The following is a 24,768-nucleotide window of genomic DNA, read 5'->3' as shown; positions in this document are numbered from 1 at the left end:
ATGTGAGACGCCTGCAGGGGGCAAGGAGAGTCAGCTTAGCACCAAGGTGTCAACTTGCAAAAATAGGTTTTGCCTGCAAAGCTAAGTACTGTTTTGTATGAAAAAAAACTAAAAAGTCGAATCGTTTAAGGTTTGGGGACAACGCCAGCGCGAAGGGAGTGCTAACACGTGATATGGCTCTTATTACTTCATATCATCGCTTTATTAATGTGGGGGGCAGGAATTTTATATATTCCTGTGATGCTGGCCGGAGCGAGTAGAGCAGACGATGAGTTTGAGAGCAGCTCTGGCAGTCATGATTCGGCCGCACGTTTCGTCTTTACCTATATAGCCACCCCGGCGGCGCTGGTTGCTATCGTCTCGGGCGCCATGGCTTTCCTGTTCAATCAAACCAGCGAATTCTGGTTCATCGCGAAGTTGACACTGGTCAGTAGTGTGGCGCTGATTCATGTATTGCTGTGGGTTTTAATTCGTCGGGCCGAGCGTAAGCAATATAAGCACTTACGGCTTATGAGCGCACTGGCTTCTGTAGTGCTGATGCTGTTAATGACGACGGTTATCTGGTTGGCGTTAGCCAAACCGCAACTGTCGGAGATGATGCCGTGGACATAAAGAGCATAGCAAAAGTTACTGGCGCTGCCACCGTGCTGCTTTTAAGTGGCTGCAGCGGAGCATTTTCTACCCTTGACCCAGCAGGGCCGGCAGCAGGATCGGTGCTGCCACTGACCTTGGCCATGATCATTGTCGCGCTGGCGGTGTTCGTCGGTCTCATTGTGCTGTGCGTGTTTGCGGTGCGTCGTAATAGCAAGGATATCAGCGACGCCGAAGTTCAGCGGCTGCAGAACCGCTGGATTATCGCCGGTGGCATTGCCTTACCCACCGTGGCGATCACGACACTGCTCGCCTTTGGCATTCCGATTGGCCACAGCCTGTTGCCCTTACCTTTTCAGGAAGGGGAGGTGATGCGTGTCGATGTTAAAGCCCGACAGTGGTTCTGGCGTGTTTCTTACCCGGAGCGCAAGATCGAATTGACCGATGAAATCCACATTCCGGTGAATACCCCTGTCGACTTCCATATTACCAGCGAAGACGTTATTCATTCGTTCTGGGCGCCGCGTCTGGGGGGCAAAATCGATGCGATTCCCGGCCGCACTAACGTGGTCCGGCTTGAGGCGGATGAGGTCGGTGAATACCGGGGGCTATGCACAGAGTACTGTGGTCAGGGGCACACCGCGATGCAATTTAAAGTGATTGCGCATAGTGCTGAAGACTTTGAGGAGTGGTTACTACAGCAGGAGGACTCTGATAAGAATGACTGAACAGGAAGCTTTACATCAGCGGTTTAATAAAGTCTGGCGCAACCTCCCGGGTTGGGGCACCTTAGCAGCAGTTAACCATACGTCGGTCGGGCGCCGATTTATGTTAACAGGCGCAATCTTCTTTCTGATAGGTGGGCTGCTGGCACTACTTATCCGCATGCAGCTCGCGTTGCCCGGCCAGGAGTTCTTAAATCCTGATGTCTACAGTCAGGTGTTTACGATGCATGGCACCGTAATGATGTTCCTGTTTGCTATTCCTATCCTGGAAGGGGCGGCCATTTACCTGATCCCGAAAATGATAGGTGCCCGGGACCTGATATTTCCGCGCCTTGGAGCCCTCGGGTATTACTGTTATTTATTTGGCGGCATCATTGTTATTTCGAGTCTGCTGCTGGGCATGGCGCCAAGTTCCGGCTGGTTTATGTATACACCGCTAAGCAGCACTGAATTTTCGCCGGGGCCCGGCTCGGACTTTTGGTTATTGGGTATCACCTTTGTAGAAATATCGTCTGTGTCTGCAGGTATTGAACTGGTCGTTGCTATACTCCGCTCGCGCACGCCGGGAATGACACTCAGTAAGATGCCAATTTTCTGTTGGTATATTCTGGTGACGGCGCTGATGATTGTCTTCGGTTTCCCACCATTAATTCTTGCCAGCATTCTGTTGGAGCTGGAACGTGCTGCGGGCATGCCCTTTTTTGACGTAGCCGCTGGCGGCGATCCTGTGCTGTGGCAGCACCTGTTCTGGCTGTTCGGCCACCCCGAGGTTTACATCATCTTTCTGCCCGCGGCCGGCATTGTCTCTACTATTTTGCCGGTGTTTACCGGTCGTCCGCTGGTGGGGTACCGCTGGGTTGTCATGGCGGTGATTCTGACAGGTTTTATCAGTTTCGGGCTTTGGGCTCACCATATGTTTACCGTGGGGATCCCGCAACTGGCGCAGGCGTTTTTCTCAATGGCAAGCATGCTGGTGGCCATTCCTACAGCGATTCAGGTTTTCGCCTGGCTGGCGACTCTATGGGCCGGGCGGGTCGTTTACAGCCTGCCTATGTTATGGGTGTTTGGCTTTTTGTTTGTCTTTGTCTTGGGCGGACTCACCGGCGTGATGCTGGCGATGGTCCCCTTTAACTGGCAGGTTCACGATACCCACTTTGTTGTTGCGCATCTGCACTATGTATTAGTCGGCGGCATGCTGTTTCCATTAATCGGCGGCTTGTATTACTGGTTGCCTCATTTTTCCGGACGCATGCCGTCAGAACGTCTCGGCCGCTGGGGCTTCGGCTTGGTGTTTGTTGGCTTTAATGCCACCTTTTTCCTAATGCACCTGACCGGCTTGTTGGGCATGCCAAGGCGTGTCGATACCTACGAAACGGGGTTCGGCTGGGACTGGCTGAATATGCTTTCTTCTGTGGGCAGTTTTGTCATTGCCATGGGTGTTGCCATTATCATTATTGATGTGCTGCTGCACTTTCGTTTTGGTCGCAAAGCCGGCAACAACCCCTGGAATGCGGACACGCTGGAGTGGACCACCGGTACGCCTCCGACAATGTACAACTTTGCTAGTCTGCCCGAGATAAACAGCCGGCATCCGTTATGGGATAACCCTGAGCTGTTGCAGAGCATTCCTGCTGGCGAGCATGGGTTAACGCAGATTGAACATGGCCGCCGCGAAACCTTTGGAACCGATGCCATCACCGGCAAACTGAAAGAGGTGATGCTGTTGCCGACCAACTCATGGCTTCCGTTGCTGGTTGCTTCCAGCCTTGCGGTGGTCTGTATCAGCCTGCTCACGCGCAGTTATCTGGCTGCTGTGGTCATCACGATTGTGGCAGCCATTTTTCTGTTCCGCTGGAGCTGGGAAAATGGCGGGCATCCGCTAGCTGCGCCCCTGGGTGATAAAGAGCCTGTAGAAGCGCCATTACAATCGCGTACTCTGGACGGTTCCGGCTTGTGGGGCATGGTGATTACCTTGCTGGCGGATGGCGCCCTATTTTTAGCGTTATTGTTTGGCTGGTTGTATTTATGGGCAGTGGCACCGAACTGGACATTGCCGGATGAGTCGCTGGTCTCGCTGCCCGTCATGGCCTGGAGCGGAGCTTTCTTGACCTTTGCGACCTGGTGGTATTGTCGGGCGGTGAAGCAACTCAAAGCCGGAGACGATACCGGACTGCAGACCCGGTTCTGGGTGGTCACGGCGGCAGGGGCGATACACCTTGTTTTATTAGTCGGCGTTACTCTGGTTTCACCATTAGCGATTACGGAATTAGCCCATGACGCCGTGCTGCTGGTGATGCTCATGTTCCTTATCTTTCATAGCAGCATAAGCGTGATTGCAACGGCGCTGCAGGCGCTGCGGGTTCGTTACGGCTACGTCAGCAAAGAGCTGCCGTATGAGCCGGTGGTTTTGCAACCCCTGTGGCTCTTCAGCCTCGCCACCTTCTGGTGCAGCGTCGCGTCTTTCTTATTACTACCGATAGCGTGGGGGGCTGCATGAAAACATTGCGCGCTCATCCGCTGCATTTGTTCGCCGGGCCATTGCTATGGGCGATCTGGTATGTGGTGCTCTACAGCGGACAGGCGCTGGGCTGTGAAACCGCACCGCCGCCTGCTAATGCGGGGGTGTGGACCTGGCTCAACGGCTTACTACTGCTGCATACCCTGGTGTTCGCTGTGGTATTGCTTTATCTGACCTGGCTGGCGCACCGCTCTACACCGGCTGAATCAGGTAATGGACGTTTTATCCTCAAGGTTTCGACGGGCGTTTATCTGGTGGCGACCATCGCTGTTCTGGCGATAGGCTTACAAAGCGTGATTTACCCGCCATGCGTTTAGCGCTTCTTTTCGCAGCACTAGTAGCAGGATTTGCGGCACTTTGGGTGCCGGCAGCCTTCGCGCACAATCCGGTGACCAGTGAAGGACAGGATAGACTAGCCTCAGGACTGACGGCGCTGGTGGTTGTGGTGTTCTGGTTGATGTATGTTGTGGGAACACGGCGAAGCCCGACACGGGCATGGCAACGATGGCTTTTTCACGGCACAGCTCTCATCACTCTCTTCACGATTTTGGGCCCGCTGGATGAATGGGCCGAAGTAAGCGCTGCTGCCCATATGACCCAGCACATGTTTATGATGGTCGTGATCGCGCCACTGTTTGCGTTATGTAAGCCGTTACCACAATTATTTGTCGCTTTTGGCAGACATGGTCGACGATTTTGGGGCCTGGCGTTTAAGATCACGCGTTACCCTATGCTGTGTGCCTATCTCCATGGCTTCATGATTTGGTTCTGGCATATCCCGGTCTTTTATATGCTGGCCGTAGACGACCCCTGGATTCACGTGTTTGAACACGCCTGCTTTTTAATCACGGCGGTGTGGTTCTGGTGGGCGGTGTTGTACGCAAGCGCCAGAAAAGCGCCGTTTGCATTGCTGGCGCTGCTTTTCACCCTCATGCACACTGGTTTTTTAGGGGCCTTACTCACCTTCGCCGGCGAACCTTTGTATGGCGAAGCTCGGCACCTTCAGGATCAGCAACTGGCGGGCTTGATCATGTGGGTGCTAGGCGGCATTCCTTATATCGTCGGCGCGCTGTGGGCGGGTAATCGCTGGTATAAACACCTCAACCGCCGCATGTTGTCGGGTTAGGCGGCTGGCTTATGAGCTCAGCGCGAGACCTATTGCTATCAGCAGCGGCAGGCTGATGTTTATCGCAACATTTAAACCCAGCAGGCGGTGCGGAACCTGCTGTGGCTTATTTAAGTTAGCGATACCATAATAGAGGGGGATTGCCAGACTAAGACTTAGCATACCTAGCAGTGCCAGAGGCGGCAAGATACCCACAGCTACAAGTATTGCTAAAACGCTATACGCAGCAAATAAAAACCAGCGAAAGATCCGCAGCGCTATCCCCGGGCCGGAGGTAATGAGTAGATTTCTCCGCCCCACCTGAACATCTGCGGTCAGGTCCGGAAACTGATTGAGCAGCAGCAAGTTATTCACCAGGAAAAAAGGTATCAGTGATACCGCCAACACGCTCCAGGAATACTCGCCAGTCAGAACAAAGTAGCTGCCTGTCAGCATCAACGGACCAAACCCTAATCCAGGCGCGATCAGACAGAGCCAGGGCCGACGAGTGAGCATAGGCGTGTAGGCCATCACTAATACCATGCCTGCGATCCCTAACGGGAGCAAACTCCAGCCGCGCAGGTAAATGAAATAACAGCCAATGGTGATAAGCAGCGCCAGTAGAGCTTTACCCAGACGGCTCGCGGCCTTTAGCGCCTGGGGATTAGCCTGCAGTGCGCCACTACCGCCGCTAAAAGGTGTGCGTTGAGTCAGATCGTCGAGACCAGAGCGGGCATCATGCACTTCATTGAGTACGTTAACGCAAGCATGAGCACTGACTGCGCCAAGCGCGACCAGGCTGAACACGGTCGTAGCAACTGAAAAGCCATTGCTTTCGGCAAGGGCAGCAGCCAATGCCACCATCGCGAGGGTAAGCAACAAAAAAGAAGGGCGTGTGGTTTTTATTAGCGTTGCCAGCATGGCTCTGATTTTTCCCAAAAAAACATTACCGTTGCGATGAAGTAGCAGTTGTAAGCGAGTTGTTTCGTAAAAGCAACAGGTGGATGATCGTGGAAAGAAGAGTATGCTTGGCTAAATCTAACCTGTGTTATCTGGCTTTAATTTTTGCGGAGTATCTGATTATGCTATTTCGTTACTTGGGCGGCGTGTTGTCCGGACTCTTTTTTATATCCACACCTGCTTTTGCGCTTACCGCAGAGCCGGTACATATTCCGATCAGTTATCTGGAAGAACGGATTCTGCTTCCGGTTGAGATCGAGGGCGTTGGCGAGCGCTTTTTCATTCTTGACACCGCCGCGGGGCGGTCAGTGATTTCCGCAGACCTACGCGCCGAGCTGGACCTCACCCCAGAGGATATAAGTCAGCTTGAGGTACAGGGCGCAACTGGCGCGATCACCCTGGAGGTTGTTACCCTGTCAGGGCTGTCCCTCGGCGAGCTACCGCAGAAGGATGTGAGTGCCGTGGTCGCTGACCTCAGTTCCTTTCGCGAGTATGACGGGCGGCAGGTTGAGGGTATTCTTGGGGTCGATGTACTCTCGCGCTATGACGTTGCAATTGATGTGCCCGGCGCGACGGTCTCGCTATTGCAAGATGGGACTTCATATTCTGAGCTGGGTGTAAACGAAACAGGGCTGGAATTTCACTCTGGAGTCCAGCCTGGCTTTGTGCAGTTTAATGTGATGTTGGAAGGAACACCGGTCGCGGCAGTGCTTGATAGCGCGGCTCGGGTTGGCACTATCAACTGGCAGGCGGCAAGTCTCGCCCGACTATTTCCAGATAGCGACGCGGTCACAATAAAAGAAGGGGGATCGCGGGGTATCGATGGCATAGGCACTGAAAGTTTCACTGCTCCAGTTAGCAACATCTGTCTGGGCGAACGCTGTTATTTGTCTATGAACGTTAAGATCGCGGATCTTCCGGTTTTCAGTGTTCTAGGGATTGCGGATCAGCCAGCCATGCTTGTCGGGGCGGCATTCATGGCAGATTGCCCGATGGTCATAGCATACTCGACCCAGACACTGCACGTTTGCGCAGACTGAGCGCAGGGAAGTGATATCAACAAAGTTGGGTCACAAGACCCAACTTTTTATCTGACTCTTATACAGACGATGGCACGCGCCGTAACCTGTTAATGAACAGGTACAGCGCAGGAAGCACAACCAGTGTCAACAGTGTGGAGGAAACGATACCGCCAATCACCACGGTTGCCAGCGGACGTTGCACTTCGGCTCCCGTACCTGTATTGAAAGCCATAGGGACGAAGCCAAAACTCGCCACTAAGGCAGTCATTAGTACGGGGCGCAGACGTTGGCGAGCGCCCTCAAAGACTGCCTCCCTAAGTGCTTTACCATCGTTGCGGAGCTGTTGAATAAAGGACAGCATCACCACACCGTTTAAGACGGCAACACCAGACAAAGCGATAAAGCCAACAGCCGCTGAAATCGATAACGGCATGCCTCTGACGGTCAACGCCAAAATACCACCGGTTAATGCAAGTGGTACACCGGTAAATATAATCAGGGCATTGCTCAGTGAATTGAACGCACTATAAAGCAGTCCAAGAATGAGCAGTAGTGTCAGCGGAACAACAATAGCTAACCGCTGGGTTGCAGACTGCAATTGTTCAAATGTGCCACCGTAGTCAATCCAGTAGCCAGCCGGAAGCGATAAATTAGATTGCATTTGCTGCTGGATATCCGCGACAAATGAGCCAAGATCACGATCGACCACATTTGCACTAACAACCATATTGCGTTTGCCGCTTTCGCGATTGATCTGATTGGGGCCCACTGTAAGTTTAATCTCAGCGATTTCTCCAAGCGGAACATATTGAAGCTCTGGGTTGCTGGCCTCAGGAACAGCAACGGGTAAGCGCTTTAGCGTCTCAATATCAGCACGATTTAATTCATTTAGACGAAGCATTAAACGGAACCGTTTATCTCCCTCGTAAATCGTACCAGCTTCTAAACCACCCACAGCAGCCTGGATGGCCCGCTGTACGTCGCTGACCGTTAAGCCGAGTAAAGCCAAATGATCACGCTGTGGTGTAACAGACAACGTCGGCAAGCCCGTCATTTGCTCAGCACGCACGTCTGCAGCACCGCTAACGCCGTTGATAATTTGCACGGCTTCATCACCTAAGGACTTTAACGTATCGAGATCGTCACCGTAAATGCGCACAGCTAAATCGGCACGTACACCAGCGATCAGCTCATTAAAGCGCATCTCAATAGGTTGGGTAAACTCGTATTTGTTCCCCGGTATTTGCTCGACAGCCCTACGCAGTTCCGTGAGGAACTCATCTTTGGATTTTGACGAGTCGGGCCACTCTTCTTTTGGTTTCAAAATAATAATAGTGTCGGCTACGCTAGGTGGCATAGGGTCTGTGGCGACATCCGGAGTGCCTATTTTGGAAAAGACCCGTTTTACTTCAGGAAACTTAGCAATGACGGATTCGAGTTGTAATTGCATGTCGACCGATTGCTGCAAGCCTGTTCCGGGAATGCGGAGTGCATGTAGAGCAACGTCACCTTCATCGAGTTGGGGTAAAAACTCGGTGCCCATTTTCGATGCTTGATAAAGCGATCCGGTGAATAAGCCGAAGCCGATCACGATGATCACCAGGGGTTGTTTTAATGAAAGCTTTAATACCGGTTCATATAATCGGCGAGCACCCCGCATGATGCGATTTTCTCTGTGGTTCACCTTTCCGGTGACAAAAATCGCAATCGCTGCCGGCACAAATGTGATTGAGAAAATGAGTGCACCTAATAAGGCAAACACAACCGTAAATGCCATAGGATGGAACATTTTCCCTTCGACACCACTTAGAGCAAATATTGGTAAGTAGACCAACATGATGATGAGTACGCCAAATACTGCGGGGTTAAAAACCTCACGAGTACTCTCAAAAACCTCGTGCAAGCGCTCTCTGGTTGTTAGTAGTCGGCCTAGGCGTTGTTGAGCAAGCCCCAGTCGGCGCAATGCGTTTTCAACAACAATTACGGCACCATCAACAATTATTCCGAAGTCTATTGCACCCAAGCTCATCAAGTTACCGGAGACTCGGTTGGCCGTCATTCCGGTGATTGCGAAAAGCATACTTAACGGAATCACGAGCGCAGTAATGAGCGCAGCCCGAACGTTACCTAAAAGTAAGAAGAGCACAACTATGACCAGTACGGCGCCTTCAAAAAGGTTTTTTTCAACCGTAGCGATAGTTTTTTCGACCAGGGTCGTACGGTTGTAAACAGGCTCGACCACAACACCGTCCGGAAGACTCAGTTGCACTGCCTCTAAGCGTTTTGCAACCGCCTCCGACACAATACGACTGTTTTCACCGATGAGCATCATTGCCGTGCCAAGCACTATCTCCTCACCATCGGAAGTCGCAGCACCGGTGCGCAGCTCCTTCCCGAAAGACACTTCAGCAACATCCTTAATTCGAACAGGAGCATCATCACGTTTGGTGATAACAACGTTGCCAATATCCTCTAAAGAAGCTAGCTGTCCTGGCGAGCGGACCAGCCATTGTTCACCATTTCGCTCGATATACCCGGCACCGGCATTGCTGTTGTTTAACTGAAGCGCTTTAAAAATGTCCTCGATAGATAGTTTATAAGCCAACATTTTGCCGGGATCCGGAGCCACCTGGTATTCCCGCTCGTAGCCACCGACAGTATTGATTTCAGTCACTCCGGGTACTTTCACCAGCTGTGGACGTATCACCCAGTCTTGCAGTGTACGCAGGGATTCCGCAGTGTAGGGTTGACCGAACTCATCAACTGCTCCTTTTTTTGCGCGCACAAGATAGGTGAATATTTCACCCAATCCGCTTGCGATAGGACCGAGAGCTGGCTCAACCTTGTCAGGCAATTCGCCACGAACCCTCTGCAGGCGCTCGCTGATTTGCTGCCGCGCCCAATAAATATCCGTACCTTCCTCAAACACCACGGTGACCTGTGACAATCCATATCGTGAAATTGACCGCGTGTAATCCAGGTCGGGAATGCCGGCCATCGCATTTTCCACCGAATAGGTAATGCGTTGCTCGGTCTCCAATGGCGAGTAGCCCGGAGCTTCAGTGTTTATTTGAACCTGAACATTAGTAATGTCGGGTACCGCATCTATAGGCAGTTTTAGGGCGCTGTAAACGCCCAGTGCTGCAATAAGCAGAGTTGCAGCAATCACCAACCAACGACGTTGAATGGCGAAGCGGATAAATGAATCAATCATAAGTTCGCCCTCTAGTGGTCGTGACTCGCGCCATCCTTCAGCACATCAGCCTTCAATAAATAACTGTTACCAAACACATAAGGAGTTTCGGCAGCTAAACCGCCCTTTACCTCGATGTATTCGCCGTCGCTAACGCCAAGATCGATCATTCGAACTTCAAACGTGTTGCCGTATTGAGCAAAAACGACAGGTATATCTCGGAACGTTTGCACGGCATCTACCTTCACCGCCAACGCAACATCTTTTTCGCCTGTAGTTACATCTGCCTGTACATGCATGCCGGGCCGCCAGTGGCCATTTTTATTGTCTACGAGCACTCGAGCCCGGGCAATGTGTCCGCCTGTCATCACCGGTGCAATATAGGTGATTTCGCCGAAAACACGCTTATGATGATGTAAGTCGAAGACTTCAGCGGGAAGCCCTGGTCTTAGTTTTTCTATACTTTCAGGGAATGCGGAAAGTTCTATCCAGACGCTCGACAGGTCGACCACTTCAAAGAGCAGTTCTTCTTTTACAATTTCACCTGCTGTAACCAAGCGCTGCGTAACCTCCCCGGTCAGGGGACTGACAACATCATAGCTCGCGCCACTAGAGGCATTCATGATTTTTGCCAGGACCTGTCCTTCAGTCACTTGCTCACCGGTTGCGACAAATACTTCAGTGACTTTGCCATTGTAAGTCGGTCTGATTTGCGCAATTTGTCCAGTTACGGGGGCAACAACACCGAATAAACGTTCTTTGAATGTCAAAGTCCTTGGCATTGCTGTTTCGACCAATATATTTGCTTTATCGATGACTCGATCGGACAAGGTTGTTCGCCCCTCAAAACTCTCGTAGTGCCATTCACCGGCACTGCTCTCAGTTGAAGCTTTTACTGACACTTCATAGGAGTGAGGTTCCTCAACAACCTCATTACTGACCAGATAATCATTTTCCGGAATGAAGCTTAGTTTGTCATCGCGATTGCCTAATCTGTGCAAGGTGACTTCGAGCTCGACTTCATCAGGATTAACAATCTCACCTTCTGAATAGGTGTAAACGCGCATTTCAGGTGGAATTCCGGACTCAAAAATCGTGATCTCGACGGCAAATTCATTATCGCCAAGTAAAGTTCCACCACGGGGGCCTTCTACGGCTGCTTCGGAATGCTCATGGTGCGACTGACCTAAAGCTGGTTGTGCCGACGTTAGTCCAACACACAGGCCGAGAAGGATGGCTGTTGTTTTAATAAGGTTCATAATTCTGGTCCCAAAAATGATTGCCCCGTCATTCGCTCAAGTTCAAGGAGGTCCTGATAAATAGCGTAACGGCGATTAATTTGCTGATATTCCAACTGTGCAAGCTCTTCTTGTGCATCAAGCACCATCAACAGGCTATGTATTCCTTTTGCATATCCAGCCTTTGTCTCTTGCTCTAACTGTCGGGCAATAGGCAGTAAATCAAGTCGAATACGTTCTAAGTAGTTGCGGTTAGCTTGCAAGCGCGCGAGAAGCGTTCGGGCGTCTGCGCGCAGTTGCTGGCGCACGACCCGCTGTTGATCGAGAATGAGGTCTCTTTCTGCTTGCTTTGCTTGAATGAAGCCCAGGTTTGGGTTTGTTAATTGCAATGGCATCGACGCCTGCACGACGAGGCCGGAATCGTTGAGCTGATTGTCATAGCGGACACCAACTCCAAGCGTAACATCTGCTATAGCCTCGGCTTTCAGAGTACTCACCCGGGCTGCTAACAAATGTTCTGAATCCACTAGACGGAGGAACTCTGGTGCCTGATTGACGGCTTCTTCAACCTCAACATCTGTGGGCAGGCGCAATGAACTGCTAAACTTACCGGTCACTTGGGTAAAGTCAGGTGCAGAAGCCCACATCGCGCTAAGATTCGACTTAGCAACTTGAATTTGGCCAGTTATTTCTTCAGTTTTGGCGATCACTTGTTGCTGTTGCAATCGAATTCTCGTTACCTCAGACGGGGGGACGGCGCCAGCTTCCACACGTTCCAACGCTACCCTCAAGGCCTCATCGAGGCGGAGCTTCTGTTGCTGGCTCCAGTCCGCCAACACTTGCAGTCGGATTAACTGATAGAAGCGATGTGCAGTTTCTGCAAATACCGCTAACTTGCTGTAATCAAACTCTGCATTAAGCTGGCGCTGTTTAACTGACGCAAGTTCAATGCGTTGCTCACGTTTTCCGCCTAACTCAATGAGCTGGCTCAGAGATAAGGTTGCTTGTGCATTTTCGAATCCGCGATTGGTGCCACTACCCGCAAAATTCTCAAGCTCTAATCCAATCTTCGGGTTAGGCGTTAAGGAAGCCTGAAGTTTTTCAGCTTCAGCCATCCTTTGTTGATACGGGTATTTTTGTAAGACCGGATTATTTTGCAACACCCGTTCTAAGGCGTTGCCTAAGGTCAAGTCGTTCGCGATTGCTGAAGCAGGCAAAACCACTGAGCCCACCACTGCAGCAACCACGAAATAAAGTAATTTCATGATTTATCTCCACAATAAAAAGAGAGTGCTTTACGCACAGATTCTAAAGGTGAAGACTAAGAATTAGGCGGAGGAACTGGTGGCTGGTTGTCGTTACTGTCAAAAGGCAGCAGTTGATGTGCTATGGCGAGTGTTGGTGAAGGTGCTTCCGGATTAAAGGTTGCATATCCGGTGATACAGCTAATATGCGCGTGAAATTGATGCTGGTGGTCTGATTCGAAGCGGTCATAGGAGTCCGACTGGTGTTCCGCATGGGCATGATTTTGATAGGCATAATCGAACGTATGGTCAGTGATTTCCACGTGCCCGGCCGAAACCGCACAGGTGAAGAGACTGTGAAAAAACATAACGATGATCAAGGACCAGACACGCTTGGGCAAAAAAAGTAACCTTTGAAAGAGGCAGATAGCGTTTGCAAAATAACAGACATACCCTCAAGACTCAATACAGACTCGAGAGTAAAGATCAGGTATGCAGAAGTTTGATAGTTAGGCCTTGGACGTCGAAAAATGTTGTGATCAGTGTCAGTGCACAAACGTCTGTTCGGAAAGATCCAGAGCTATGGACCGTCTGAATTAGATATACCTGACTAATGCAAGTACACTTGAACCAATATTTACCACAAGTAAACTTCAGATTTTAAATCTGCGTCGAGATATTGAAATGATTGCTCGCCAAATGCGAAGAGTGCCCATATCAACCGATAACGTTAATTCATTAACATGACCCGACTCATCTCATTTGTCGAAGCCAATCTTGTATTGTTTGTCATTGTTACAGCCGGGCTAGGATTGATCGTTCCAGAAATTGGTAAGTTCTTCGAGAGCTCCATTGGGCCATTACTTGCGTTACTGATGCTTATTATTAGCCTGACTTTCGACGCTAACGATGTGCGATTGGTGCTGCGTAAACCTTCTCGACAGCTTTTGGCGATGGTCCTTGTCTACGGGCCTATGTCGATTGGGGGGTTACTGACGGGGCGTCTTTTTTTTGGGAGCGGTCCTCTGGCCGCCGGCCAAACCTTGCTTGGCACGCTACCAACGGATGTTTCATCCCCACTTTTGGTTCTCATGGCACGAGGTAATGTGGCCCTGGCTGCTGTTTTCAATGCAGTCAATACGGCGTTATCTCCGTTTATCGTTCCTGTCTTATTTTTATGGCTGACAGGCGTTCAACTCGAGGTTCCCCTAGACGCGATTATTCTGGAATTGGTGTTAGTTGTTCTTGTTCCTACGGTCTTGGGTGTAAGCTTACGCACGCGATTTCCTAACTTTTTTGCCCAGCATGATGCGGCTTATGCTGGGCTTGGATCCATTTTATATCTTCTTATTCTGCTCGCAGTTGTCGGACCGAACGCAGCAACCATTATAGGTTATGGCTGGTATGCGTTTGTGATTGCGGGGGCGGCATTATGCCTAAACCTGATTGGCTATCTACTAGGAATGGTTTCCTTGTTGGTCACCACTGACCGCGGTGAGGTCATCGCGTACCTTTTTACCGTCAGTAAAAAGGAGTTCAGTATTGCTGCTGCTTTTGTTGCGGCATCTGGGTTGCCAGCAGAGATCGCGATTCCTGCTGCGTTTTTTGCGGTAATTCAGATGATTACCTCACCGATCGCGGCCAAGATTCTCGCGAGGCTCAGTTAAACCAATTAAAGTGTTGATTGAGTGAGTGCATACTCAATCGCTAGGGTCTATTCGGCTTCTAACCATTCTTTGGCAGACTGTTTATCGTCGCGATCGAAATACCGCACATCCGAAGCAGTAAAAAAATCCGTTGCCTTTGCAGCGCTTTCGAGCCACTTCTTGTCACCAACAAAAGCCATCCTTCCGTAGTCTGAGAAATGAGCCGTGTCTATTTTCAGGTCTTCCCATAACCCTTTCATGTCATAGCCGTGGAAGTTTTCAAACTCCATATAGAAATCCACTTGTTGACCCTTATCCACAATACCGTGAATAAGCTCGTGAATCCTCTCCATGTCTGCTTGGGTGGCTTTACCGGTCAACTTAATTGCAATCAGATTTTCTTTATTGGCGTCTAGAATGTCGATCATATTGAAATCCTCCTGTTCCTTTACGCAAAAATCAGGTTATCCATGAGTATAGCAAAAGGCATTGCCGAACTTGATAAGTGAGTCCGGCCAATGTCGTGTTGTCGGATAATTTATCGTGATCGGTATTTATGCTTAGATTAGGATTCATAGTTTTCGTGCTTGCGGTGTTTTTCATCGTGCTTAGCTGTCTTCAAATTTCCAGACGTGCGCAAAAGGTGCTGTAAAACAGCCGCTATAGCGAAACAATCTAACTTAGAGATATTGGTTCGTTCATAAATTATGCGCAGAGGCCTATATTGAGCGCGGTTACCCAAATAAGGAGCGCTTACTTATGCACGCTTACGCTGCGCCACTACCCATTATCTCAATGACATCGCTTGATTCTGACGAAGGCCTGGCGCAATTGCGTCATGCCGCCAGTGACGTCGGCTTTTTCTATCTTGTCGATCACGGTTTAAGCAATGAAGCGCAGCAAGACTACCTGGCGTTGAGCAAGCAGTTCTTTCAGCTATCGAACGAAGAAAAGCAAAGCGTTGATATGATTCATTCGCCCCATTTTCGCGGTTATAACTCAGTGGGCAATGAAATGACTGCCGGGCGGCTCGATGCACGCGAGCAATTTGACTGGATGAATGAAGAGCTGGCGCTTGCACCAGAGCAACTTCAGTACCCATGGCAAAAATTAATTGGCCCTAACTTATGGCCTGACGCTATGCCAATCCTGAAACCGACGCTTTTGACACTGCAACGTAAATTGAGTGACATCACGGTGAATGTATTGCAGAAACTCTGCGAATCGCTGGGTGTCGACCGCAATGCTCTTGACGCAACCCTGGGTGAACAGCCCTATACTCATGCCAAGCTCATCCGTTATCCGGCACAGCAATCGACCCAGCAAGGGGTTGGCGCGCACAAAGATCCGGGTTACCTGACCCTGGTAATGCAGGACTCACAAAGTGGGCTCAAGGTGGAGCGGGGCGACGAGTGGGTAGACGTCGAGCCAATTCCAGGCGCACTTGTGGTGAATATTGGCGAGCTATTGGAGCTGGCCTCGGATGGCTTTTTGAAAGCCACAAATCATAAAGTTGAGAGTCCTGTACAAGGTGGTGAGCGCTATTCGATTGCGTTTTTTATGGCCGCGCAATTATCAGCGACAGTGCCGGTATTGGCTTTACCACCGGAGCTGAAGACACGAGCAACAGGACCATCGATTGACCCTGCGAATCCATTGCTGACCGATGTCGGCAATAACGTGTTGAAAGGGCGCTTGCGCTCGCACCCGCATGTCACCAGGAAACATTATTGCGATGAACCTTTACGGCATCTGCTCGACAAGAGCTTTGCTTACATGCCAACGGCTGAAATCTGTGACGACTGTCGGGTTTAAGTGAGCTGGGACTGTTTGGATGGTGCGATTCAGCTGAAAATGGCTCACCTGACGACCTGACAGGCCCCCATTTTTTAAGAGCCACTCGCTTAGTGGATTGACTTGTGCGGACGCTCTCCGCTTAGTCGTGCTGTCACCGACAATTTTAAAACTGACCCACAGGCGGGTGAAAACAAGGTTACCGTTGACACGGAATGGCTTTGGCTGGGTAACCATGAGAGGACGAATAGGGCCATTGGAGGATTTCTCCTAAACAATTAACGCAAGCGGCTCATTTAATTTCTACGAATAGCTGCTGCTTCAAGCGGGGGGATCACAATATGCCGACCCCCTTGTACAACGAAGAGATTAACGGACAAGCGACGGTCTCTTGTTGCGTATGGCAGCGAGTGACCATCTCACTTAACAATTCTTCGATCCGCTTTAACGTATCAATCTTGCCCCTTACATTGTGCAATTTTCGCGCTGCGAGCTCACTAGCTTCAACACAGTGCGCGCCATCATCCAGGCGCAACAGGTCGCTCACTTCGCTCAGGGTAAAGCCTAATTTTTGTGCTGTTTTAATAAATACTAGTCGAGCAATATCAGCAGAGCCATAATATCGAATGCCGCCGGCCGGGCGTACCGGTTCATTCAGCAATCCCCTTCGCTGATAATAACGGATTGTTTCTACATTCACCTCAGCTGCCTTGGCCAGGCCTCCAATGGTTACCCTTTCTGATTTATCGTCCATTACGCTTGACTCCGTACCTAACTACGGGGCTAAGCTTACTGGAGTAAACGCAAAAGGGAAAGTTTTAAAGATAATGGCCAAATTCGATTCAAAAAAAACGTCGTTAGCGATGGGCACAATCGGTGCTGTTCTAGCCGCAGGCTGCTGTTTAGGGCCACTGCTACTGGTTATGTTAGGCGTGTCTGGCGCCTGGATTGGGAACTTGTCGGCGTTGGAGCCTTACCGTCCCGTCTTTATTGGTATTGCATTGATCGCGATGTTTATTGCCTGGCATCAAATTTTTCGTGCGCAGGATAACTGCAGTCCGAAAAATATATGCGCGGCACCTAAATCGCGTTTTGTCTACAAATTGGGATTTTGGATGATGTCACTACTTGTGCTGGCCGCGCTGATTTTTCCCTATATCTTGCCGCTATTTTATTAACAGGGGGACCTTTATGAAATTAAAACTATTTTCTGCACTTTTTTTGGCTTCAATCAGTATGTCGGCTGCGGCCACCATGAGAACGGTGGATTTGTCAGTGCCAGGCATGAACTGTGTGGCTTGCCCCATAACCGTAAAACTGGCGCTTACCCAAGTAGCCGGGGTATCTGAGGTGAGTGTCGACTACCCGAATCGCAGAGCCATGGTCACGTACGAGGACACTTTAGTATCAGTGGATGCGTTGATAAAGGCGACTACTAACGCGGGTTATCCGTCAGAGCTAATAAGCCGGCCAACACAGGATAAACCAGGAGGTTCTCCTGATGCCCGATAATAACCAACAGCACATTGCCGTTATTGGTAGTGGCGGAGCCGCGATGGCGGCAGCGTTAAAGGCCGCTGAGCGGGGCGCCCGGGTTACTCTCGTCGAGCGAGGCGTTATAGGTGGCACCTGTGTCAATACCGGCTGTGTACCTTCAAAAATGCTCATTCGTACGGCCAATATCGCTCATTTACGGGGCTCAAGTGCCTTTGATGAGGGGCTAAGCGCGCATCGCACAGTGGTGAATCGTCAGCAGCTTCTTCAGCAACAGCGAGAGCTTATCGATGAGTTACGAGAGTCTAAATATGAAAGCATATTGCGTAATCATAAAAACATTACCGTGATAACTGGTGAGGCGAGTTTTGTTAACGGCCAGCAACTAAATCTGAAGCTGAATAACGGTAAGCAGCAAATTATCGACTTTGATCGCGCATTTATTGGAACGGGTGCGCGGCCCGCAGAGCCGCTCATCGAGGGGTTAAGGCAAACGCCTTACCTGACGTCGGCCAGTGCTCTGGAGCTTACTAAAATTCCTGCCAGCTTAATTGTGATTGGGGCTGGGTATGTCGGCTTAGAGCTGGCTCAGGCATTTGCCCGGCTCGGTAGTAAAGTAACCGTAGTTGCTCGTAGTTCTCTCCTGTCGGACCACGATCCGGAGATTGCCGACGCATTAAAAACGGCGTTATGCGATGAGGGGATACAGGTGCTGACTGAAACGCAGGCGAGCCATATCGATTTCGTGAAAAACGAATTTGTACTACAGACAAACGCAGGAGAATTGAGAGCTGAACAGCTGCTGGTAGCAACCGGAAGGGTTCCTAATACGGAAATTTTAAACCTTAGTGCTATTGGAGTGGAAATGGATAGCGGTGCCATTGTGGTTAACGACCAGCTGGAAACTACAGTACCCACAATATATGCCGCGGGTGACTGTACGCAGCAGCCGGAATTTGTATATGTAGCGGCGGCGGCAGGAACCCGCGCCGCGATAAATATGACAGGAGGAGCAACCACGCTGAATCTCAGGACGATGCCAACTGTCATGTTTACCGATCCTCAGGTTGCTACTGTCGGATTATCAGAAAGCAACGCGACCGCACAAGGGATCGCTGTCGATGTGCGTAGTTTAGCCCTAAGCCATGTACCGCGAGCTCTCGTCAATTTTAATACGCGCGGCTTTATAAAGATGGTGGCTGAGCAAGAATCCGGACGGCTACTTGGCGTGCAGGTTGTTGCAGATGAGGCAGGCGAACTAATACAGACAGCGGTAATGGCGATGCGGGCTAATATGACAGTTCAGGAAATTGGGCAGGAGCTTTTCCCTTATCTCACCATGGTCGAAGGCCTGAAGTTATGTGCGCAGACGTTCACTAAAGATATCAAGCAGCTGTCGTGCTGTGCGGGTTAATAATTTATTTCATCCAATTCTTGACCTGGAGTTCACTCCAGGTACTACGCTAAAGCTATATTGGTGGCAACACAGAGGTTTCATTATGTGTACCAGACTTGTCATATTGTTGGCGCTAGCAGCTGATATTGCGCAAGCGTTCGGCCAGTAGTGCCATGGTTTCTGAAGTCTCCGTGCAGGCCCTGGGCAGGGTACGGGCTACAGCGTAAATTCAAAACTGGCGTTGTCCGGCATGATGCCTTATTCCTTCAATAAGGAACTAGAGGTGAGCGGCCCGACCAGCGCCTATGAAGCGTGGGATGAATGCGAGGAAATTCCCCCGCCTCACGAGGAGATAATGAAGCATGACGAGCAAGGCGCTAGTTGAGATCGAGTGTTGACTGGCTCGGGTTGTGGCCACTGTCTAAGTGCTGTTGGGTTGGTTCGGCGAGATCCGAAGAACGTTAAGGCCATGCCCACATTTTAAGCCGCAGTTAGTCGCATTTGATATGAGCGCGATTGAACCCTATATCGCTATAGCTTAAATCGCGCATAAAGGGGGTTATGGTCGGACACCGTACTGGTATCAATCGCTAACGCTTTCTGCAGCGAAAGGTCGCGGTAGAAGATGAAATCCAGAGGATGTTGGCGGTAGGTTTTAATATGATGTGGGTCGGCCATAATAGCGTGTTTGAGGCCGACGCTGCGACAGAATTGCAGCAAGCGCAAGCGGCGTTGGCGGCTCCACACGTTAAAATCACCCGCCACGATGAGTGGCCCTCTGTGCTCTAATAACTCTGCTTTGATGAGTTCTATTTCCTGCGAAAACTGATGCGTACGAACGAAGTTTATCGCGTGGACATTGACGACTAACAGCGAGCCGCCCTCTGCGAGTGAGTGATACGAGAGCATATAACTTTTATGTGTGGCGAACATACCTTCGCGCTTTTTGCTCAATCGTGCTTGCGCCTCGGTAAAGGCATATTGGCTCGCGGTGAGCACACCATAAATAGACCGCCGTGTTTGTATATTCGGAGCGACAGCAAAAGACCAATGCGGGAGTAACCAATTATCCTTCGCACGAAGCTTTACCTCCTGAAGCACTAAAAATAAGCAAGGGAAGTCGGCCAAAACGCCTGCCAGAGCGCGCTGAAACCTGGGTGTTTCGGTAAGCTTCTGAGTATTCCAACACAGCACGCCAAACTCCTCACCACGAACAATAGGGTGCTCATGTATGAACTGTTGAGGAACCACGACTTTGGGTTTAAGCACGCTCCCGCCTCCCGAGTAATAAAATACAAAGCAATTTATGGACTATTTAAAAGCTTAGTCAATTTGTTCAGCAAAAGTTCAGATTCATTGTTTTTACTGCATTGGCGGGCTTTGGCCTTTCCCGTGAAAGCGGACACTATTTTCGATGAGCGTTCAGTCTTTTGACAGGCGCAAGCTGAGAAATTAACTGAAAAGAGTCCGGCTTATGTTGAGCACTACAGTCAAAGACTGCTAACTTGATATGTTAGCGTGATTATGTGTGGGTAGTCGGATCGTAGGCTCAGAGAAAGCCACTGCAGTAACACCCAAAAAATTTAAGCCAGATAACTAATAAGGTAAGTCATGAAAAAAATGATTCACTAAAAACCGTTGCTTCATTCGCGGTCATTGTCGAAAGCCTGGCGATAGTGGCGTTAGTACTTTTACCGCCAATGATTCAATCGATTTTGGTTTATTTTGTCGTGATTTTCCCTGTAATAACTTTGCTTCTTTTTGCTTTTATATTGCGCGCAAAGAACGCTAGTTTCCGGGCGGAACCAGCTGAAGCGGACGAGCCTAGTCAATAATGGGGGCCCGTCACCAAGACAAATCAGCGAAAATCACAAAAGTGTGGGACTCAATGTGGGGCTTTGTGAGTTGTCAGCACTATAAAGACGCAAGGATGAGCTACAGGCCAGTAAAAATGGCGCACCCGGCAGGAGTCGAACCTGCGGCCTCTGCCTCCGGAGGGCAGCGCTCTATCCAGCTGAGCTACGGGTGCGCATTAAATAGGAAATGAATCTGCCTGCGAACAAGCAGGCGGGAATTCTAGGGAAAAACCGCCGCATTGTCTACCCACTTCAACGATTAATCACTTGTTTTGGCGTTCTCGCTGTTGCATGTTTACACTTAGTGAATAATCAAAACATGGAGTAAACCCGACGATGAAAAAAAGCATAACGGCGGTGCTGTTAACTGCTGCTCTGGCAGGCGGCGCAACGCTCAGCACAGATGTTCAGGCGCAAGCCGCTTTTAGTGATTATGTAAAGACCCAGCATCACTTTGCACATAAGCATAAGGACGATGCCGATGTTCTGGTGTTGCTTGCATCCGAAACGGAAGACGGCGCGATTCACTTACCGGAAATGTGGGATCCACAGGTACGCAGTATTGTTCAGAGTGCTTTGGCGCTGGAAGACTTTACCGGTAAGCATGGGCAACAGGTTGAACTGCTGGCCCTACCTGGCTTTTATGCGAAACGTTTATGGGTGGTGGGCACCGGTACCGCTATGACGCGTGCTGATGCTGAAAAGCTTGGTGCACAGGTAGCGGCGCAGGTAGGTGAGGCCGCTGACACTGTTGTCGTGCACGCGAAAGGGTTCAGTGATACTCAGGTCGCTGCGATGGCGCACGGTATGGACTTACGCAATTATCGCTTCGACCGCTACAAGAGTGAGCCGGCTGAGCGGCCCGACTATACCGTCCACTGGCACAGCGACCAGAGCGATGCGGCAGCGCAAGCCTACGCTGATACGCAGCCCTTGGCGCACGGCGTATTTGTGGCGCGCGATATCATCAACTTACCAGGTAGTGATGGCTACCCCAAGGCAATCGCCGAACTTGCGCAAACTGCGGTGAGTAATTACGACATCAAAGCCACGGTCTACACACCCGAACAAGTCAAAGAGATGGGCATGGGCGCGCTGTATGGCGTAAGCCAGGGCAGTCAGCATAAATCGCATCTATTGGTAGTCGAGTACCAAGGTGGCGGCAATGAAGCGCCAATTGCTCTGGTGGGCAAAGGTAATACCTTTGATACCGGTGGCTACAACCTGAAAACCTCGGGCAGCTCTATTGTTCGTATGCAAACTGACAAAGCCGGCGGTGCGGCTGTACTTGGCGCGGTTATGGCGCTTGCCGGCAAAGATGCCGAGCTTAATGTTGCCGGTGTTGTGCCCTTATCGCATAACCTGATCTCAGGCAGTGCGACCTTACCGGGCGATGTTTTGCATGCGGCAGACGGTACCCGTATTGAAGTGGTCAACACTGATGCCGAAGGCCGTCTGATTCTGGCGGATGGTATCTGGTACGCGCGCGATCGCCTGAAGGCGCGGGCAATTGCCGATATCGCGACGCTAACAGGATCGAAAGTGCGGGCGTTAGGTACCGATTATGCCGCTATCTTCTCCGAGCATGATGCTCTGATTAGCACCATGAAAGCGGCGGGAGAAAGCACCGGCGAACTGGTCTGGCAGCTACCACTGGGGCCTTATGACGGCATTATCGACAGCTGGCTGGCGGATATTCAGAACGTCGGCTCGCCGGGCGCTCAGGCCGGTGCGCGACTGCTCCAGCACTTTGCGAAAGATACGCCATGGATCCACATCGACATGGCTGGCAATGCCTACGGCACCAGTGCCAGTGGCATTCACCCGGCTGGTGGCAACGGTTATGGCGTGCGCCTGCTGAGCGAGTGGGTCGAGAACTACAACTCAGCGTCTTCGGTAAGCGCTGACTAGGAGGGAGAATGATGCTCGCTGGTGCTCACTGGATTGTCGCAGTAACCACCTTAGTGTTGGTGCTGCTTGTTATTCTTATGCACTACGAAGCGTCGTTCCGACTGCGTAGACTGCTGCAGCGAAATCGTTCGCTGCGGCGTCGGGCGCGTATCATGGTTTTGCTGATCGGGCTGTTCTTCGCTCACATTGGCGAAGTTTGGCTGTTTGGCGTGGGTGGCTGGCTGTTATTTAATTATGCAGACTTAGCGCCCTCGGGTGGTATCGGTGCGCTGGCAAATCCTGATTTATTTGATTTTGTCTTTTTGTCGATTGCCAGCTACACCACTGTTGGCTTTGCTGACGCTTATCCCATGGGCCCTTTGCGCTTTTTATACGGCACAGAGGGCCTGCTGGGCTTCATGATGATTACTTGGTCAGCCTCGCTTTCCTTCCTTGAAATGCAACATCACTGGCAGAACATGGAGCAGGACAAGTAGCCTGATCACTGTACTTTTTCAAGGCGTAAATTGTGGAAGTCGAAGCTGAAGTCGGTAAAAGGTGCCACGGCTTCCATGCGCGCGCCTTGCACGTCGTTGTCACGCGTCACCTGAAACTCGACAAAAGCATCGGCTTCGAGCAGCGGCTCGTCCCAGCGCACCACAAAGGTATCGGCGTTATAATGCTCAAGCCGGCCCTCCAGCAATTCGGTGTGGGTAAAGTTGATGCGCAACTGGTCGTCCTCCAGTGTCACCAACACGTCGCCGTACCAGGGATCACGATAGGTTCCAGCATAGCTCTCTTGCGGTAGTGCCGGACGGGTGGTCGTCGGCTGCTGTAACACGAAGTCGGTTTTTTCTTGCAGCGCCTGCCGATAACGCTCCTGCTCTTCCGTCACCCAGTCCCGATCTTCCAGAGCCAGCAAATCCTCCAGCGTCTCTTCGGTGATAGCGGTCAGGCCGCCAAAGGCTTGCTGATTGCTCAGCACCACCATGCCGAAGTTGTGTTCAGGAATGAGCGTGGTCAGGGACAACATACCCAGGATGCCACCGCTATGAGAAACATGCTTGACGCCGTGATAGTCCTTAACGAACCAGCCCAGACCGGCACCGCGGAAGTTCGTGGCCGGGTCACCGTTGCTGGTTAACGGTGTTGCGACGCTCCACATGGTGTGTTGCGAAGCTTCACTGAATAAGCGCTCGCCGCCAGGTGTCACGCCTTGGTTAAGCTGGGTCAGCAGCCACTGGCTCAGATCATTAACGGTACTTGCCATGGCTCCGGCGGAGCTAAAGTCTTCGAGAAAATCGAGAGGGAAACGCTTAAGTTCGCCGTAGTACTCGATGGTGCCAACCGCGACATTGTCGTAACCTTCCGGAATATTAGAATAACCGACCGCAGTCGCATCCATTCCGAGGGGCTGCAGGAATTCTTGTCGAATGTACTCATGATAAGGCATGCCGCTGACGCGGGCGATGACTTCTCCAGCCAGAATAAACATCAGGTTGTTGTAAGCAAACCCCTGGCGTAACGCTCCCCGCACTGGCACTTTCGCCAGTCCTTTGATTAAGTCGTCCATGCCTTTGTCGGTGTCGGGCCAGACCATCAAATCGCCCGCGCCTAAGCCCAGACCGGACCGGTGGCTTAACATGTCGCGCAGGGTGAGTTGGTTGCTGATCGATTCGTCGGCTAAGCGAAACTCGGGTATATAGTCGATGACTTTGTCATCCCAGTCGAGCTTGCCGTCCTCAACCAGAGTTGCAATCGCGGCTGAGGTGAAGGCTTTGGTGTTGGAGGCGATACCGAATAAGGTATCAGCGGTCACGGGTCCGCCGGTGGCAACATCGCGCACGCCAAAGCCTTCCGCCAGAATGACTTCACCATCTTTCACCGCGACTACGGCAATACCAGGAATATTAAACGCCTCGAGGGTTTGTCTGGCGGTCGCGCGGATATCTTCTGCAGTTTGCGCCGCCACAGGAGCGCTGATGAAGGTTGTTGCGCCGAGTACGCTGAAGCTCAACACCTTTAGGAATTTGTTCATTAGTAAAGTCCTCGTGATAGTAACCGCTGCGATCGCGTTGATTAAATGACGGCCAATC

The 24,768-nt window shown here is 51.0% G+C and carries 21 protein-coding genes and 1 tRNA gene; 13 read left to right on the top strand and 9 right to left on the bottom strand.

What is annotated here, in order from left to right:
- Window positions 1-168 precede the first annotated feature (168 nt).
- The 5 genes from J6J34_RS03120 to J6J34_RS03100 are packed head-to-tail and all read left to right on the top strand — an operon-like array spanning window position 169 to window position 4,960.
- Window positions 169-612 (top strand): CopD family protein, encoded by a 444-nt coding sequence (locus J6J34_RS03120; protein ID WP_301721066.1) that lies wholly within the window; start codon window positions 169-171, stop codon window positions 610-612.
- Window positions 603-1,319 (top strand): cytochrome c oxidase subunit II, encoded by a 717-nt coding sequence (gene coxB / locus J6J34_RS03115; protein ID WP_301898475.1) that lies wholly within the window; start codon window positions 603-605, stop codon window positions 1,317-1,319. Before J6J34_RS03120 ends, coxB begins: the two co-directional genes overlap by 10 nt.
- Window positions 1,312-3,813: a cytochrome c oxidase subunit I gene (gene ctaD, locus J6J34_RS03110; protein ID WP_301898474.1), complete on the top strand. Its 2,502-nt coding sequence runs from the start codon at window positions 1,312-1,314 to the stop codon at window positions 3,811-3,813. Before coxB ends, ctaD begins: the two co-directional genes overlap by 8 nt.
- A complete protein-coding gene (locus J6J34_RS03105) occupies window positions 3,810-4,151 on the top strand; it encodes a hypothetical protein (protein ID WP_301898473.1) in 342 nt (113 codons plus the stop codon). The genes ctaD and J6J34_RS03105 overlap by 4 nt, the downstream gene beginning before the upstream one ends.
- Window positions 4,142-4,960: a cytochrome c oxidase assembly protein gene (locus J6J34_RS03100; protein WP_301898472.1), complete on the top strand. Its 819-nt coding sequence runs from the start codon at window positions 4,142-4,144 to the stop codon at window positions 4,958-4,960. Before J6J34_RS03105 ends, J6J34_RS03100 begins: the two co-directional genes overlap by 10 nt.
- A gap of 9 nt (window positions 4,961-4,969) precedes the next feature.
- Here the strand turns inward: J6J34_RS03100 and J6J34_RS03095 are convergent, their stop codons facing one another.
- Complete coding sequence (locus tag J6J34_RS03095) at window positions 4,970-5,860, bottom strand: prenyltransferase (protein WP_301898471.1); 891 nt, start codon at window positions 5,858-5,860, stop codon at window positions 4,970-4,972.
- Window positions 5,861-5,967: 107 nt separating this feature from the next.
- On the opposite strand from J6J34_RS03095, the gene J6J34_RS03090 reads away from it, so the two are divergent.
- Window positions 5,968-6,939, top strand: a complete 972-nt coding sequence (locus J6J34_RS03090; protein WP_301898470.1) for a retropepsin-like aspartic protease — start codon at window positions 5,968-5,970, stop codon at window positions 6,937-6,939.
- Window positions 6,940-6,997: 58 nt separating this feature from the next.
- Here the strand turns inward: J6J34_RS03090 and J6J34_RS03085 are convergent, their stop codons facing one another.
- Genes J6J34_RS03085 through J6J34_RS03075 form a run of 3 tightly spaced genes read right to left on the bottom strand, consistent with a single transcriptional unit; the run spans window position 6,998 to window position 12,617 of the window.
- Window positions 6,998-10,135, bottom strand: coding sequence for an efflux RND transporter permease subunit (locus J6J34_RS03085; RefSeq protein ID WP_301898469.1), 3,138 nt, complete (start codon window positions 10,133-10,135; stop codon window positions 6,998-7,000).
- Between the two features lie 11 nt (window positions 10,136-10,146).
- Window positions 10,147-11,373 (bottom strand): efflux RND transporter periplasmic adaptor subunit, encoded by a 1,227-nt coding sequence (locus J6J34_RS03080; protein WP_301898468.1) that lies wholly within the window; start codon window positions 11,371-11,373, stop codon window positions 10,147-10,149.
- Window positions 11,370-12,617, bottom strand: a complete 1,248-nt coding sequence (locus tag J6J34_RS03075; RefSeq protein ID WP_301721075.1) for a TolC family protein — start codon at window positions 12,615-12,617, stop codon at window positions 11,370-11,372. Before J6J34_RS03075 ends, J6J34_RS03080 begins: the two co-directional genes overlap by 4 nt.
- A gap of 722 nt (window positions 12,618-13,339) precedes the next feature.
- On the opposite strand from J6J34_RS03075, the gene J6J34_RS03070 reads away from it, so the two are divergent.
- Window positions 13,340-14,263, top strand: a complete 924-nt coding sequence (locus J6J34_RS03070) for a bile acid:sodium symporter family protein (RefSeq protein ID WP_301721077.1) — start codon at window positions 13,340-13,342, stop codon at window positions 14,261-14,263.
- A 47-nt stretch (window positions 14,264-14,310) separates the two neighbouring features.
- On the opposite strand, the gene J6J34_RS03065 is transcribed toward J6J34_RS03070, so the two are convergent.
- The gene (locus tag J6J34_RS03065) at window positions 14,311-14,670 is read right to left on the bottom strand and encodes a SpoIIAA family protein (protein WP_301721078.1); all 360 of its coding nucleotides are present in this window, start codon (window positions 14,668-14,670) and stop codon (window positions 14,311-14,313) included.
- Window positions 14,671-15,001: 331 nt separating this feature from the next.
- Between J6J34_RS03065 and J6J34_RS03060 the strand changes: the two genes are divergently transcribed.
- Window positions 15,002-16,057, top strand: a complete 1,056-nt coding sequence (locus tag J6J34_RS03060) for an isopenicillin N synthase family dioxygenase (RefSeq protein WP_301898467.1) — start codon at window positions 15,002-15,004, stop codon at window positions 16,055-16,057.
- 313 nt (window positions 16,058-16,370) lie between these two features.
- Here the strand turns inward: J6J34_RS03060 and merR are convergent, their stop codons facing one another.
- A complete protein-coding gene (gene merR / locus J6J34_RS03055; RefSeq protein ID WP_301898466.1) occupies window positions 16,371-16,790 on the bottom strand; it encodes an Hg(II)-responsive transcriptional regulator in 420 nt (139 codons plus the stop codon).
- A gap of 73 nt (window positions 16,791-16,863) precedes the next feature.
- On the opposite strand from merR, the gene merT reads away from it, so the two are divergent.
- From merT to merA, 3 genes are read left to right on the top strand one after another with little or no spacing between them, the layout of a single operon-like run.
- Entirely contained in the window at window positions 16,864-17,214 is a 351-nt protein-coding gene (gene merT / locus J6J34_RS03050) for a mercuric ion transporter MerT (protein WP_301898465.1), read from the top strand.
- A gap of 13 nt (window positions 17,215-17,227) precedes the next feature.
- Window positions 17,228-17,548, top strand: a complete 321-nt coding sequence (merP, locus tag J6J34_RS03045; protein ID WP_301898464.1) for a mercury resistance system periplasmic binding protein MerP — start codon at window positions 17,228-17,230, stop codon at window positions 17,546-17,548.
- Window positions 17,538-18,944 (top strand): mercury(II) reductase, encoded by a 1,407-nt coding sequence (gene merA / locus J6J34_RS03040; protein ID WP_301775025.1) that lies wholly within the window; start codon window positions 17,538-17,540, stop codon window positions 18,942-18,944. Before merP ends, merA begins: the two co-directional genes overlap by 11 nt.
- Window positions 18,945-19,457: 513 nt before the next feature.
- Here merA and J6J34_RS03035 read toward each other — a convergent pair.
- Complete coding sequence (locus J6J34_RS03035; protein WP_301898463.1) at window positions 19,458-20,195, bottom strand: endonuclease/exonuclease/phosphatase family protein; 738 nt, start codon at window positions 20,193-20,195, stop codon at window positions 19,458-19,460.
- A gap of 683 nt (window positions 20,196-20,878) precedes the next feature.
- Window positions 20,879-20,955 (bottom strand) — tRNA-Arg (locus J6J34_RS03030).
- A 163-nt stretch (window positions 20,956-21,118) separates the two neighbouring features.
- On the opposite strand from J6J34_RS03030, the gene J6J34_RS03025 reads away from it, so the two are divergent.
- Together J6J34_RS03025 and J6J34_RS03020 are read left to right on the top strand one after the other, a co-directional pair.
- Window positions 21,119-22,693, top strand: a complete 1,575-nt coding sequence (locus tag J6J34_RS03025; protein ID WP_301898462.1) for a leucyl aminopeptidase family protein — start codon at window positions 21,119-21,121, stop codon at window positions 22,691-22,693.
- A gap of 8 nt (window positions 22,694-22,701) precedes the next feature.
- On the top strand, window positions 22,702-23,169 hold the full coding sequence (locus J6J34_RS03020; RefSeq protein ID WP_301898461.1) for an ion channel: 468 nt from the start codon (window positions 22,702-22,704) through the stop codon (window positions 23,167-23,169).
- A gap of 5 nt (window positions 23,170-23,174) precedes the next feature.
- On the opposite strand, the gene J6J34_RS03015 is transcribed toward J6J34_RS03020, so the two are convergent.
- Entirely contained in the window at window positions 23,175-24,710 is a 1,536-nt protein-coding gene (locus tag J6J34_RS03015) for a serine hydrolase (protein WP_301898460.1), read from the bottom strand.
- Window positions 24,711-24,768 lie beyond the last annotated feature (58 nt).

It is taken from the genome of Pseudidiomarina terrestris (genome assembly GCF_030466405.1).
Lineage (GTDB): Bacteria > Pseudomonadota > Gammaproteobacteria > Enterobacterales > Alteromonadaceae > Pseudidiomarina > Pseudidiomarina terrestris.
Note: the sequence above shows the minus strand (reverse complement) of the source record. Positions and strands in the feature narration are given on the sequence as shown.